Annotated in this window: 10 protein-coding genes, 1 tRNA gene and 1 pseudogene; 5 read left to right on the forward strand and 7 right to left on the reverse strand. The window is 67.6% G+C overall.

Annotated elements, in window-relative coordinates:
* The first annotated feature begins 106 nt into the window (after window positions 1–106).
* Window positions 107–712 (forward strand): ECF RNA polymerase sigma factor SigK, encoded by a 606-nt coding sequence (gene sigK, locus AC1DZV_RS13720; protein ID WP_223913940.1) that lies wholly within the window; start codon window positions 107–109, stop codon window positions 710–712.
* Between the two features lie 10 nt (window positions 713–722).
* On the forward strand, window positions 723–1,622 hold the full coding sequence (locus AC1DZV_RS13725; protein WP_476953914.1) for an anti-sigma factor: 900 nt from the start codon (window positions 723–725) through the stop codon (window positions 1,620–1,622).
* A 152-nt stretch (window positions 1,623–1,774) separates the two neighbouring features.
* On the opposite strand, the gene AC1DZV_RS13730 is transcribed toward AC1DZV_RS13725, so the two are convergent.
* The 6 genes from AC1DZV_RS13730 to AC1DZV_RS13755 form a co-directional block, all read right to left on the reverse strand.
* Window positions 1,775–3,169, reverse strand: coding sequence for a GntT/GntP/DsdX family permease (locus tag AC1DZV_RS13730; RefSeq protein ID WP_223913985.1), 1,395 nt, complete (start codon window positions 3,167–3,169; stop codon window positions 1,775–1,777).
* A 54-nt stretch (window positions 3,170–3,223) separates the two neighbouring features.
* Window positions 3,224–3,754, reverse strand: a complete 531-nt coding sequence (locus AC1DZV_RS13735; protein WP_476951104.1) for a gluconokinase — start codon at window positions 3,752–3,754, stop codon at window positions 3,224–3,226.
* 75 nt (window positions 3,755–3,829) lie between these two features.
* Window positions 3,830–4,609, reverse strand: a complete 780-nt coding sequence (locus AC1DZV_RS13740; protein WP_476953915.1) for a PIG-L deacetylase family protein — start codon at window positions 4,607–4,609, stop codon at window positions 3,830–3,832.
* Window positions 4,610–4,613: 4 nt separating this feature from the next.
* Window positions 4,614–5,564 carry an electron transfer flavoprotein subunit alpha/FixB family protein gene (locus AC1DZV_RS13745; RefSeq protein WP_476951106.1) on the reverse strand — a complete coding sequence of 317 codons (951 nt, stop codon included), beginning with the start codon at window positions 5,562–5,564 and terminating at the stop codon, window positions 4,614–4,616.
* Window positions 5,565–5,580: 16 nt separating this feature from the next.
* Window positions 5,581–6,381: an electron transfer flavoprotein subunit beta/FixA family protein gene (locus AC1DZV_RS13750; protein ID WP_476953918.1), complete on the reverse strand. Its 801-nt coding sequence runs from the start codon at window positions 6,379–6,381 to the stop codon at window positions 5,581–5,583.
* A 255-nt stretch (window positions 6,382–6,636) separates the two neighbouring features.
* Entirely contained in the window at window positions 6,637–8,367 is a 1,731-nt protein-coding gene (locus AC1DZV_RS13755; RefSeq protein ID WP_476953916.1) for a S1C family serine protease, read from the reverse strand.
* 296 nt (window positions 8,368–8,663) lie between these two features.
* Here AC1DZV_RS13755 and AC1DZV_RS13760 point away from each other — a divergent pair, with 296 nt between their 5' ends.
* The 3 genes and pseudogenes from AC1DZV_RS13760 to AC1DZV_RS13770 form a co-directional block, all read left to right on the forward strand.
* Complete coding sequence (locus AC1DZV_RS13760; protein WP_476953917.1) at window positions 8,664–10,727, forward strand: TPM domain-containing protein; 2,064 nt, start codon at window positions 8,664–8,666, stop codon at window positions 10,725–10,727.
* 156 nt (window positions 10,728–10,883) lie between these two features.
* The gene (locus AC1DZV_RS13765) at window positions 10,884–11,675 is read left to right on the forward strand and encodes a PspA/IM30 family protein (RefSeq protein WP_028277175.1); all 792 of its coding nucleotides are present in this window, start codon (window positions 10,884–10,886) and stop codon (window positions 11,673–11,675) included.
* An 85-nt stretch (window positions 11,676–11,760) separates the two neighbouring features.
* Window positions 11,761–12,960, forward strand: a pseudogene (locus tag AC1DZV_RS13770) (cryptochrome/photolyase family protein); the annotation flags it as partial.
* 97 nt (window positions 12,961–13,057) lie between these two features.
* Here the strand turns inward: AC1DZV_RS13770 and AC1DZV_RS13775 are convergent.
* Window positions 13,058–13,131, reverse strand: a tRNA-Met gene (locus tag AC1DZV_RS13775).
* Between the last annotated feature and the right edge of the window lie 98 nt (window positions 13,132–13,229).

Genomic DNA, 13,229 nt, shown 5'->3' on the forward strand with positions numbered 1-13,229 from the left:
AGTACATCTGGACAGATCCTCTGCCCGCGTGGCAGGGGCCGGCCTCTCGCCGCATGCCGCACCGATTGGCCCGCGTTGGGCTGCAAGCGCCCTATGCTTGGGAGTGATGGAAACTCCGAATGCCCCGAACCCCGAGGCCGCCGCACCGGCGGACACCTCAGCCGACATCAACGGCCGGCTCAGCAGCCTGCTGGCACTGATTGCCCAAGGCGACCAGACGGCGTTCGCGGAATTTTACAGTCTCACCTCCAGGCGCGTCTTCGGCATGGCACGCCGGGTCCTGATCGATACCGAACTCAGTGAGGACACCACCCAGGAAGTCTTCCTCCAGGTGTGGCAGAACGCCGCCAAATTCAATCCCGCCGCCGGCAGTCCGCTCGCCTGGCTCATGACGATCTCGCACCGGCGCGCCGTTGACAAGGTACGGTCCTCGCAGTCCGCCACCGACCGCGAAGCCAGATACGGTGCCAGCAGCCAGGAGATCGACCACGATTCCGTCTCGGACGAAGTCGGCAGCCGGCTCGAGGCCGAGGCCGTGGTCCGGTGCATGGAGACGCTGACCGATACGCAGCAGGAGTCCGTCCGGCTGGCGTACTACGGCGGCCTCACCTACCGGGAAGTGGCCGAGCGGCTGAATGCCGCGGTACCTACCATCAAGTCCCGCATCCGCGATGGACTCATCCGACTGAAGACCTGCTTGGGGGTGAGCTGAATTGACCGATATGAACGCACATGAGAACAACAACCGCCTCCCCGGCGGCTTCACCGCCGAGATCGCCACCGACCTGTCGTCCGGCCGCGTGGTGGACCTTGCCGAGGTCTATGCCCTCAACGCCGTGGACGACGCCGAACGCGCCGCAATCGAGCAGTTCCTCGCCTCCGCACCGGCAGCAGACAGGGCTGCCTTCAACGAGCGGGTCCGGCAGGCCCGGGAGACCCTGGCCACCAGCTTCACCGCAGAGGAAGAGCCTCCGCCCGGGCTGCTGGACCGGATCATGTCATCCTTGCCTGCGCAGACGTCAGAGCAGGCCGCAGCGCAGTCCCCCGCCGCAGTGCCGCTGCCCGGCACGGGTCCGCAAGCGACGCCGGTGCTGCCGCATCCGGTACGCGACGGCTCCGCGCTGCCCGCCACCGACGAACTCGGTGCGGCCCGCCAGCGCAGGGAAGAGCGCCGCCGCCCGCAGGGCATGCGGAACTGGCTTATCGGCGTCGCCGCAGCAGCCGTGATCGCCCTGGGCGGTTTGGGCGTCGGAGCCTACGTGGCCAACCAGAACGATCCCCTAAATCAAGTGATGCAGGCCAGCGACGTCCGCCAGGCCACCGTCAACGTCAACGGCGGCGGCACCGCCACTGTGTCGATTTCCCCGTCCAAGGATGCCGCCGTCGTCAAAATGAACGGCGTCCCGGCCCCGCCCGTGGGCAAGGTCTACCAGATGTGGCTGATCCCCAAGGACGGCTCCGCACCGGTCTCGCAGGGCCTCATGGACGCTGAAGCCCTGTCCAAGCCCGCGGTGGTCAAGGGCATCGGTTCCGCGGCCGCACTGGGCATTACCGTGGAGCCCGAAGGCGGATCCGCGTCGCCTACCCTGCCGACCGTCGCCGCCGCACCGCTGGACGCCTAGCCACCCGCAGGACACAGCAGGCCACCCGCACGCACAAAGCCGCCCGGGCCTTGGCTCCTTCCGTAGAAGGACTCAAGGCCCGGGCGGCTTTGTGTTGTGACCGGCGGACGGACCGACCGGCGGACGTCCCGCCGGGCCGGCTTTCCGCCCGGCTAAATGACCAGCGAGAGCAGCATGACCAGGCCGAAGCTCACCACGGAGATCAGGGTTTCCATGACGGACCAGGTCTTGAAGGTCTGGCCCACCGTGAGTCCGAACAGCTCCTTGACGAGCCAGAACCCGGCGTCGTTCACGTGCGAGAAGAACAGCGAGCCCGCACCGATCGCGAGGGCCAGGAGGGCGGCGTGTGTCGGCGACAGCGAGCTGGCCAGCGGTGCCACGATGCCGGCGGCCGTCACGGTGGCGACGGTGGCCGAGCCTGTCGCCAGGCGCAGGGCAACGGCCACGATGAAGCCGAGCACCAGAACGGACATGTTGGTCCCCTCGGCCCAGGCCTTCACGGAGTCTCCCACGCCGGCACCAATCAGCGTCTGCTTGAAGCCGCCGCCTGCGCCGACAATCAGGATGATCCCCGCGATCGGGCCCAGGCTGGCAGCGATCTTGCTCGTAATCTTGGCGCCGTTGAGGCCCACGGCATAGCCGAAGGTCACCATGGCCAGCAGGACGGCCAGGGTCATCGCCACGAGCGGCTGCCCGACGAAGTCGAAGAACATCCGGATCGCGGGGGCCGTCTTGGGGTCCGGCCAGATGATGTCCACAACGGCCCTGAGCAGCATGAGGACCACCGGGAAGATGATGGTCAACAACGTGACGGTGAAGTTCGGCGGGCGCTTCACGCCCTCCATGTCCGCGCCGTGCACGGTGTCGACGCCGCCGGCGACTGCGGGGGCACCCACCGGGACCCACCGGGCCGCCAGGCGGGAGAAGAGCGGCCCGCAGATAATCACCGTGGGGACGGCGATGAGGATGCCGAGGGCCAGGGTGGTGCCCAGTTCGGCCTTGACGGCGCTGATCGCGATCAGCGGTCCCGGGTGCGGCGGCACCAGCCCGTGCAGCACGGACAGGCCGGCCAGCGCCGGGATGGCGATGCGCATCAGGGGCATCTTGGAGCGCTGCGTGACCAGGACGATCACCGGCAGCAGCAGGACGAGCCCGATCTCGAAGAACATCGGCAGGCCGATGATCACGGCTACGAGCGTGATGGACCAGACCAGCTTGTTTCCGGTGGCCTTTGCCAGGAGGGTGTCGACCACCCGGTTCGCGCCGCCGGAGTCCGCGAGCAGCTTGCCCAGCATCGCGCCGAGGGCGACCAACAGACCGACTTCCTTCAGGACGCCGCCCACGCCGTCCTCGAAGTTGATGATCACCTTGGCCGGTTCCACACCGGCGGCGAGGCCGACGAATCCTGACCCCAGAATCAGGGCCAGGAAGGGGTGGAACTTGAATTTGGCGATTAGGACCACAAGCAGGGCGATGCCCAGACCCGCGATGATCAGTAGTTGGGTATTGACGCCGGTCCCGGCCTCAACGGCAGCGGGAAGCTGCATTGCTATCAGTGATTTCACAAAAAATTCCTTGGTCGCGGCGAAACGCGGGAAGGCTCAGGGCCTGGCGTCGGCGGCGTCGAGATTAAGTCGGGTGATGATTTCCTGTGCTTCTTCCGCCGGCGTTGCGGAGACCGACAGGGAGATGAAGTTTTCGTCTGCCGTGGGGGCTTCGAGCGCGTCGAACTGGGACTCCAACAGGGCCGGGGGCATGAAGTGTCCGTGGCGGGAGGCCAGCCGGTCGGAGATCTTGTCCCGTGATCCCTCGAGGAACACGAAAATCACCCCTTCGCCGCGCAGAACGTCCCGGTAGCGCTTCTTCAGCGCCGAACAGGTCACGACGCCGGGATTCCCGGCGCCGGTGTGGGCCCGGATCCAGTCGGCAATGCTTTCGAGCCAGGGCCACCGGTCCTCGTCGGTCAGCGGCTGTCCTGCGTGCATCTTTGCCACGTTTGATTCGGGGTGCAGGTCGTCGCCCTCGGCGAGGTCCCAGCCCAGCCTGCCGGCCAGAAGTCCCGCGACAGTTGATTTGCCGGATCCGGAGACGCCCATGATCACAAGAACGGGGTGTTGCGCAGTCTTCGCCATCAAAGTCTGCCTTCCATCAAATAAATATGATTTAAACAGAGGCCAGCATATGGCAGAGGTTGGGCTGCGGCAACACTAGAAACCGGCGATGGTCCCCTGGCCGTTGACTGTTACGACATGGAAGGCCTCGGCGCTGCGGCCGACGGGAAATCCGGCGCGGGCCCCGGTGCCGAGCATGAGGCCGCGGACCGTGCGTTCCATGGCGTCGACGTCGGGGTGCTGGCTGACGTGGATGTGGATGGCGGCCAGCTTGCTCTCCACATGCCCGGTGACGTCCACGAAGTGGTTTTCGCGCTCTTCCGGCCCGGCGAAGAGCCACAGCCAGGGCAATTTGTAGGCCTCCAGCCCGGACTCGGCCAGTTCCGGGTACGCGAACGGGTTTTCCAGCGCGGGGTACACGGCACGGGTCACCGCCTCCCCCACAGCCAGATGATCCGGATGGCTCTTCTGGATCCGGTTCCAGTTGCGTTCCGGATGCATAGAGAGCACGACGTCGGGCCGGAGCTGCCGGATCAGGCGCACCACCTCGCGCATCACCTCATGCGAGGGTTCGAGGTAGCCGTCACGCTGGTGCAGGTAATGGATGTCCGTGACGCCGACCAGGGCGGCGGCGCGCTGCTGCTCGGCAACTCGCAGCCGCACAATTTCCTCGCGCTGCTCCGGATCAAAGCCCCCGGCGTCGCCGTCGGTCATAATGCAGTAGCTGACCTGGACTCCGGCGGCGGTCCAGGCTGCAACCGTGCCGGCTGCGCCGAAATCGATGTCGTCCGGGTGGGCCGTGAAACAAAGCACCCGCTCAACCCGGGTGGTCTCCGGGTCGAACGGGCTTTGTGCCGGGACGGCGGTGTTGCTCATGCGGTCAGCCTCTGCGCTTCTTGATTTCGGCGGTGGCCTGCGGCAGTACCTGGAAGAGGTCGCCCACAATGCCGAAGTCCGCGATCTCGAAAACCGGCGATTCGGCGTCCTTGTTCACGGCCACGATCACCTTCGCGGTCTGCATGCCTGCCTTCTGCTGGATGGCTCCGGAAATGCCCGCGGAGATGTAGAGCTGCGGCGCGACGGTCTTGCCGGTCTGGCCGATCTGCGCGTCGTGGCCGATCCAGCCGGCGTCCGTGGCAGCCCGCGAGGCACCGATGGCCGCGCCGAGGGCATCGGCGAGTTCCTCCAGCGGACCAAAGTTGCCGTCCACGCCACGGCCGCCGGCCACGACGATCCGTGCATCGGACAGATCCGGGCGTCCGCTGGCAGGCTTGTCGGTGCGCGCCGTAATCCGGGCGGCGGCCCCGGTCACGTCAGGGACCTGGACTGTGATGCTCTCCGGCGCCGTGCCGGTGACCGCGGGCTCGGGCGTGATGCTGTTGGGCTTCACGGTCAGCACGGAAACGGGTGTCGTCGCCTTCGCGGCGCTGGTGTAGGAACCGGCCAGGACCGACTTGTGCGCCGTTCCGTCGGGGTCCACCGCCACGACGTCGGTGATGACGCCGGCGCCGAGCCTGATGCCGAGCCGGGCGGCAACTTCCTTGCCCTCGGCCGAGTTCTCGGCCAGGACCACGCCCGCACCGGCGGCGGCCGCGGCCGCGGCCAGGAATGCCGCCTTTGGTCCGACGAGGTATTCGTCGAGGTCCGTGGCGGACGGGCGGTACAGTGCCTGGGCGCCGTACGCGGCCAGGGTCGAGGCGGCGTCGTCGTGCAGTTCGCCGTTGACGGCGGCGACGGTCTCGCCCAGGGACCGGGCGATGGTGAGCAGTTCCAGGCTCGACTTCTTCAGCGCCGCACCGGGGTTGTCGATGAAAACGAGTACTTTTGCCATGTTCGGATAATCCCCTTTAGAGCAGCTTCTGGGCGGCCAGGAACTCGACCAGCTGGATGCCGGCGTCGCCTTCGTCGGTGATGATGGTGCCGGCCGTCCGCGGCGGGCGGGCCTCTGCGGTCTCGACGGCGGTCCAGGAACCGGACTGGCCCACCTGGGCCGCGTCCACGCCGATGTCGGCAAGGCTCAAGGTGGTGATGGTTTTCTTCTTCGCCGCCATGATGCCCTTGAAGTTCGGGTACCGCGGATCATTGATCTGGTCGGTGACGGAAACGACGGCCGGCAGTGTGGCCTCGATGGTGTCCGCGTGGGTGTCGCCGTCGCGGCGGGCGGTGAGCTTGCCGGCGTCGAGCTCCAGGGACGCGGCGAAGGTTATCTGTGGGAGGCCCAGCCGCTCAGCGAGCTGTGCCGGGACCAGCGAGGTCTCGCCGTCCGTGGAGGCCATTCCGGTGAGGATGAGGTCCGCGGGGACGTCCGCGCCCAGGTGGCGGATCGCGGCGGCCAGCGCCAGCGACGTGGCTGCGGCATCCGAACCGGCCAGGGCGTCATCGCTGAGGTGCACGCCTTCCGTAGCGCCGATCTGGAGGGACTTCTTCACCGCATTGACTGCCCCGGCCGGGCCCATGCTCAGCGCAATGACCTTGTTGCCGGCCGCTTCTCCGCCGCGGGCCTCGGTCAGCTGCAGCGCAGCTTCCAGGGCGTATTCATCCAGTTCGGACAGGATGCTTTCGGAGCGATCCACCGTGTTGGCCTCACCTGTGAGGTGGCGGTCGAACTGCGCATCGGGGACGTGCTTGACCAGCACAATGATTTTCAGAGTTTCTTCCACTGTGTCTACAGCAGCCTTCCATGCGGGTGGACAGCCGCCCCTGACGGGGTCATGGCCACGGAATGCCCGGCAGCCGGGCTGTTCCTAGCTAACCATATAGCCGCCGGGCAGCGCGGCCAGGGTTAAGGTCTGTGTCAGTGAACTGGCCCGGGACGGCAAAGGCCGGGCCGCACCTTTGCGGTGCCGCCCGGCCTGTTTGCTGCTGCCTTGATTTACAGGTGCGCTGTTTGCTGTCGCCCAGCTCTACTGCTCGGCTGCGGCGCCGAGCGTCACGTCGACGTCCTTGAGCTGGCCGCCGCGCAGGACCGTCACCTTGACCGTGGCCCCGGCGGCCTGTTCCCGCACCGCCGCGGTGAGCTGGTTGGGATCGCTGATGGTCAGGTTCTGGAACTTCGTCACGACGTCGCCGACCTTGATGCCGGCCTTGTCTGCGGCCGAGCCGGCCTCGACGGTCGCGACCTCCGCGCCCACCGAGAACCCGGAGGAGGACGAGCCTGCGGCCTTGGGCTTCACGCTGACGCCGAACTGCCCGTGGGTGGCTTTGCCGGCGCTGATGATCTCCTGGGCCACGCGCTTGGCGTTGTTGATGGGGATGCTGAAGCCCACGCCGATGTTGCCGCTGCTGCTTCCGCTGGCCGCGTCGCCGCCGGCGGAGGCGATCGCGACGTTGACGCCGATGATTTCGCCCTTGGTGTTCACCAGCGCGCCGCCGGAGTTACCCGGGTTGATGGCCGCGTCCGTCTGGATGACGTTGATCGAGATGGATCCCTGATCCGCGGTGCTCGGAGTCTCGCCGCCGCCGGGGGGCGCGAACTGGAAGCCCTGGTCACCGCCCTGGGAGTTGTCTGCGCCGCCCTTCGGCGCAGCCGAGGATGCCACGCTGATGGTCCGGTTCAGGGTTGAGACAATGCCGTCGGTGACTGTGCCGGTGAGTCCCAGCGGCGAGCCAATGGCGACGGCGGTGTCACCGACGTTCAGCTTGCCCGAGTCGCCGAGAGTTGCCGGGACCAGTCCCGAGGGGTTGTCGATCTTGATCACGGCGAGGTCGGAAAGCGGGTCGGTACCGACGATCTTCGCGGAGTAGACCTTGCCGTCGCTCGTCCGGACCTCCATGGTGGCGTTCGCGGCCTTGCCGTCGAGCGTCACCACGTGGGTGTTGGTCAGCACATGGCCCTGGGTGTCGAGGATGATCCCGCTGCCGGTGCCGCCGTCGCTGCCGCTGGTCGCTTTGATGGTCACCACACTGGGGGAAGCCTTGAGGGCGGCGGCGCTGATGGCGTTGACGTCTTCCCTGTTGTTGACGATCACCGGACCCGCCTGGCTCGTGTTGCTCGCGGCGGACGGGGAAAGGCGGTCGCCCAGCAGGGCGTTGCTGCCGGCCACGACGCCGCCGCCGATCAGGCCCGCGGCCACGATGCTGGCCACGAGGGTGGGGACGCCGAATGCCGCCTTGCGCTTGGGGGCGTGCGCCGGGTCGTTCGCAAAGCCGGGACCGGAAGGGTAGGACGGGCCCGGCTGCGGCTGGCCGCCGTAAGGGTTGGCGCCGTAGTGGGACTGGCCGTACTGGGTTTGCTGCGACTGGCCGTACGGGGGTTGCTGGGACTGACCGTAGGGCGGGTGGCCGGGCTGGGCGGGCTGGCCCTGGCCGGCCTGGGAGAACCCGCCGTACGGGCCGGTTTGCTGGGCCGGGGCGCCGATCTGCTGGGTATCCGCGGCGGAGGGCTGGTGCTGCTGGTACACCGGACGCGGCGCGCCGTCCTCGGCGCGGTCCAGCCGGAGGGTCGGGTTCTCGGGCGCCGGGCTTGCGACTACTGAGGTTTCGGACGTCGTGCTTTCGGATGCCGGATTTCCCGGTGCCGCCTCAGGCGCGCGGCCGGCATGCGGCTGCTCCGGCGAGCCATCCCGCACTCCCGCCGGTTCCTGATTCTGTTGTGTCGGCTCCGGTGACACACCCGGCACTGGGTTCTCAGTCATGAGACTTCCTTTCATCCTCGTCTGCCTATAACTATGGACGCTCAGGCTGACACTAGAGCGGACATTTGCTGGGAGGTTCCTGAACGGACAGTTTGCGGCCTGCGGGCCCGTGTTTCCCAGTTTAAGCCCGTTTCGCTGGTGGCATATTCCCCTAGGTGGACTGCCTTTTGGGTGCACCATAGAATCAAATGGAAATGCCACAGCGACCTGCGGCTTTACATCTGCGTGGGGGCGCTGCTGCTTTCTGTGACGGCTGGTTCGACCGAACCGGTCCCAGAAGTGCTGAAGGGTTGCACATGCGGTCTAAGTTGAATCGTTTCCTCGCCGTCCTTGGCGTCGCTGGATTGCTGGCGCTCCCCGCCGCTCCAGCCCTGGCCGAAGATCCGGTGGCCATTCCGTCCGGGCAGAACATCGTGGACAGTGCGAACGTGCTCGGCGGCCGCAAGGCCGAGGTCCAGGACGCCATCCAGAAGCTCCTCAAGGACCACAAGTACAACCTCTACGTCATCACGGCAAAGACGTTCGAGAATCCTGCCGACCCCGCGGGGTGGGCCCAGGCCGTCGCGACCAACAAGGGCATGGGCAAGGCCGACGTCATCCTGACCATGTCCGACGACGGCAAGTACTACTTCTCCCCTGCCAGGGCCAGCGCGATCTATCCCAAGACCGACAGCATCGTCCAGAACGCCATCGTGCCGAACCTGGCCGGCGGAAAGCGCGACTTCGCCCAGGCCGCCATTGATACGGCCGCTGCGGTGGGCGACGCGGCCGGTGGCGGCAGCGGAACGGTGCCGTCCGGCGCCGGGGCGGGCAGCGCCGTCCTCGTCGGAGTCGGCGTCGTGGCTGTGGGCGGTGCGGGAACGTACCTGTACCTGCGCAGCCGCCGGAAGAAGGCCCTGCAAAGTTCGGGGGCGTCAGCCGGGGCCCAGGGCGGGCAGCCGGACCCGCTGGCGGGGCTCAGCGTGGCCGAGCTGCGCCGGAAGAGCGATTCGCTGCTGATCGAGGCCGATGACGCCATCAAGTCCAGCGAGCAGGAGCTCGGATTCGCCCAGGCCCAATACGGGGACGCCGCCGTGGGCAATTTCACCAAGGCCCTGCAGGAGGCCAAGGGCCACATGACGGAATCGTTCAAGCTGCAGCAGCAGCTTGACGACCACATCCCCGACACCGAGGAGCAGCAACGGAGCTGGCTCGTTGAAATCATCGGCCGCTCCGAAGCCGCGCTGGCATCGCTGCAGGAACAGAAAGCCGATTTCGATTCCCTCCGGGAGCTGGAAAAGAACGCCCCGCAGGCCCTCGCCGCCGTCGGCGCCGGCGCCGCGGACGCCCAGGCAAAGCTTGCCGCCGCCGAACAGTCGCTGACCGATCTGCGGGCCAAGTACGCCGAGAGCGCCCTGATCCAGGTCGCGGACAACATCAAACAGGCCAAAGAACGTCTCGACTTCGTGCAGAACGCCTCCACGGCGGCACAGGAAAAGCTCGCCGCGGGTGAAAGCAGCCTCGCCGCGGTCGCCGTCCGCGCCGCCGAGGAAAGCCTGCACCAGACGAACGTGCTGATCGGCGCCATCACCAAGGTGGCCGGCAGCCTCGACGAGGCACGCAACAGCCTGGAAGCCGCCGTCGTCGATACCGCGCAGGACCTGGCCCAGGCGAAGGCGATGATCCAGTCCGGCGCCCATCCGGAACTTGCCGGCCCCGTGGCCGCGGCGGAAGCCGCGCTCGCCCAGGTCAAAACGGAAATCCAGGGCGGCAAGATTGATCCGATCGCGACGCTGGAACGGGTCGTCACGGCCCACCAGGCACTCGACCAGTCCCTGGCCGGAATCCGCGACCAGCAGGACCAGGCGCGCCGGGCCCAGGCCTCACTGCAGCAGAGCATCATGTCGGCCCAGGCCCAGATCAGCGCGACGTCGGACTACATCACCGCCCGCCGCGGCGGCGTAGGCACCGATGCGCGCACACGCCTGGCGGAAGCCCAGCGGAACCTGGACTATGCGCTCTCCATTTCCCGCACCGACCCCGTCACGGCCTTGCAGTACGCACAGCAGGCCTACGCGCTGGCGGCACAAGCCGCGCAGCTGGCCCAGTCCGACGTCGACCAATTCGGCGGCTACGCCAACCAGGGCCAAGGCTACGGCCGGGGCGGCATGTTCGGCGGCAGCGGCGGGGGCGGCCTCGGCGGCGCGATCCTCGGCGGAATCCTCATCAATTCGATCCTCCACGGCGGAGGCGGCGGAGGCTGGGGCGGCGGCGGAGGCGGCTGGGGCGGCGGAGGCGGCGATGACTCCGGCGGCGGCTGGGGCGGCGGCGACTTTGGCGGCGGCGGAGACTTCGGCGGCGGGGACTCCGGCAGTTTCTAGCCTGTTCGCCACCCCCGCAGGGGACAAAGTGGGAAGCAGCAGCAGGAAACTTTACAGACCACGCGCCGGCCGCAAGGGCCCGGACAGCGGATAGATGCGATACATCATCGATCACTGGAATCAGTGAGACAACGGAGCAGGACGAAAGGTAACACCATGGTTAAGCAGTCCATTTTCGGCCGCATGGCGCAGCTGGCGAAGGCAAACATCAATTCGCTGCTGGACCAGGCCGAGGATCCGCAGAAAATGCTGGACCAGATGGTCCGTGACTACACGAACAACATCGCGGAGGCGGAGTCCGCCGTGGCCCAGACCATCGGCAACCTGCGCATGCTCCAGGACGACTACAACGAGGACGTCCGCAACGCCCAGGACTGGGGCAGAAAGGCCCTCGCAGCCTCGCGCAAGGCCGACGAATACCGGGCGAAGGGCGACGTCGGCGATGCCGAGAAGTTCGACAACCTGGCCAAGGTGGCCCTGCAGCGCCAGATGGGTTCTGAGAACGAGGCCAAGGCCGCCGAGCCGAGCATCGCGTCCCAGACCGAGGTGGTGGACAAGCTCAAGCACGGCCTCGACCAGATGAAGGGCAAGCTCAACGAACTGACCAGCAAGCGCAATGAGCTGGTGGCCCGGTCCAAGACCGTACAGGCCCAGAGCCAGGTCCACGACGCCCTCAAGAGCATCAACATCATGGACCCCACCTCCGAGGTGGGCCGCTTCGAACAGAAGATCCGCCGCGAGGAAGCCAAGGTCCGCGGCCAGCAGGAGCTCGCCGAGTCGAGCCTGGACGCCCAGTTCAATTCGCTGGAAGATCTTGGCGAGCAGACCGAGATCGAAGCCCGGCTGGCAGCGCTGAAGTCCGGCGGCTCCCCCGCTGCCATCGGCACCGGCGAAAAGAGCGCCGAGTCCGGTTCCACGGTCGAGGAGGCCGACTTCGACAAGCTCTGACGCGCCGGTCCGGCGCTTCCGCAGCACTGCCGCACGCTTCACGCCCGGGGCCGGGCCCCGGCGGCCGAACCTGACACCTCAGGGCCGAGGCCCCGCCGCCCGGGTCATCCAGGACCTCGCGGTGGAAACGTCGGCAGACGCCCTGCTGTGGAACCGCCGCTACGGCGGCCCTGAACGCGCCGTCGACGCCGGCCTAAAGAGCTGGGCCGGCGGGGAGGGCCTCAACGCCACGAGCTTCCAGGCGAACCTCATGTTCGAGCCGTGGACCGTGCGCACCGGCAGCGGGGGCCCCTACAAGGTCTTCACGCCGTTCTGGAAGGCCTGCCTGGCCGGTGCCGAGCCCCGGCAGCCGCTGGCTGCTCCGGACCAGCTGCCGGGCCCTGCACGCACCCGCAGCGGCGGCCTGGCGGCGAGCGAAACGCTCGAAAGCTGGGGCCTGCTCCCCCGGAGCCCGGACTGGAGCCCGGGGCTGGCCGACACCTGGACGCCAGGAGAAGCCGGCGCCCTCAGCCGCCTCGAGGACTTCGTGGACGGCCCGGCGGCAGAATACGGCACCGGCCGCGACGTCCCGGGCGTCGAGGGCACCAGCCGGCTCTCCCCCCATCTGCGCTTTGGCGAAATCAGCCCCTTCCGGATCTGGCACACGCTGCGCCACAGCTTCGCGGCGGGGACGCCGGCCGACGTCGGGATCTTCCGTTCCGAACTTGGCTGGCGGGAATTCTGCTGGCAGTTGCTGTACGAGAATCCGGATCTGGCGACACGGAACTACCGGCCGGAGTTCGACCGCTTTCAGTGGCAGCCGGCGTCGGGCGACGAGCTCCAGGCCTGGCAGCAGGGCCGTACGGGCTATCCGATGGTGGACGCGGGCATGCGCCAGCTCTGGCAGACGGGCTGGATGCACAACCGCGTGCGGATGGCGGCCGCGTCCTTCCTGGTAAAGAACCTGCTGGCCGACTGGCGGCTGGGCGAGGCCTGGTTCTGGGACACGCTGGTGGACGCCGATGCGGCGAGCAATCCGGCCAACTGGCAGTGGGTGGCGGGCTCGGGGGCCGACGCGTCGCCGTACTTCCGGATCTTCAACCCGGTCACACAGAGCAAGAAGTTCGACGCCGCCGGTCGTTACCTGCGCGGATACATTCCCGAGCTCGCCGCGCTGGACGACAAAACCGTCCACGAGCCCTGGAAGGCCGACGGCGCCGCCCCCGGCTACCCCGCACCGATCGTGGACCTTGCAGAGTCCCGGGCGCGGGCGCTGGCAACCTATCAGCGGCTCAAGGACGGCTGAGAGCCGGCACAGGGCCGCCGCCGGCGTTGCCCGCCACCGCGGACTTAAAGCGAAAGGTCCGGAACACTGTTTCCAGTGTTCCGGACCTTTTCTCCAGTTGCGGGGACAGGATTTGAACCTGTGACCTCTGGGTTATGAGCCCAGCGAGCTACCGAACTGCTCCACCCCGCGTCGCAAGATCAACTCTACCTGCCGGTGAACTTGAGGCCAAATCGAGGCGACGTGATGTGCATCTCGCCGCCCGCGGGAGCGTCCGCCCGGGCCTACCG

The sequence above is a fragment of the Arthrobacter sp. P1_D12 genome (genome assembly GCF_056406175.1).

Excerpts from the sequence above, each read along its gene's own strand:
- sigK (WP_223913940.1), top strand. The coding sequence starts at position 107 with ATGGAAACTCCGAATGCCCCGAACCCCGAGGCCGCCGCACCGGCGGAC.
- AC1DZV_RS13725 (WP_476953914.1), top strand. The coding sequence starts at position 723 with ATGAACGCACATGAGAACAACAACCGCCTCCCCGGCGGCTTCACCGCC.
- AC1DZV_RS13730 (WP_223913985.1), bottom strand. The coding sequence starts at position 3,169 with ATGCAGCTTCCCGCTGCCGTTGAGGCCGGGACCGGCGTCAATACCCAA.
- AC1DZV_RS13735 (WP_476951104.1), bottom strand. The coding sequence starts at position 3,754 with ATGGCGAAGACTGCGCAACACCCCGTTCTTGTGATCATGGGCGTCTCC.
- AC1DZV_RS13740 (WP_476953915.1), bottom strand. The coding sequence starts at position 4,609 with ATGAGCAACACCGCCGTCCCGGCACAAAGCCCGTTCGACCCGGAGACC.
- AC1DZV_RS13745 (WP_476951106.1), bottom strand. The coding sequence starts at position 5,564 with ATGGCAAAAGTACTCGTTTTCATCGACAACCCCGGTGCGGCGCTGAAG.
- AC1DZV_RS13755 (WP_476953916.1), bottom strand. The coding sequence starts at position 8,367 with ATGACTGAGAACCCAGTGCCGGGTGTGTCACCGGAGCCGACACAACAG.
- AC1DZV_RS13760 (WP_476953917.1), top strand. The coding sequence starts at position 8,664 with ATGCGGTCTAAGTTGAATCGTTTCCTCGCCGTCCTTGGCGTCGCTGGA.
- AC1DZV_RS13765 (WP_028277175.1), top strand. The coding sequence starts at position 10,884 with ATGGTTAAGCAGTCCATTTTCGGCCGCATGGCGCAGCTGGCGAAGGCA.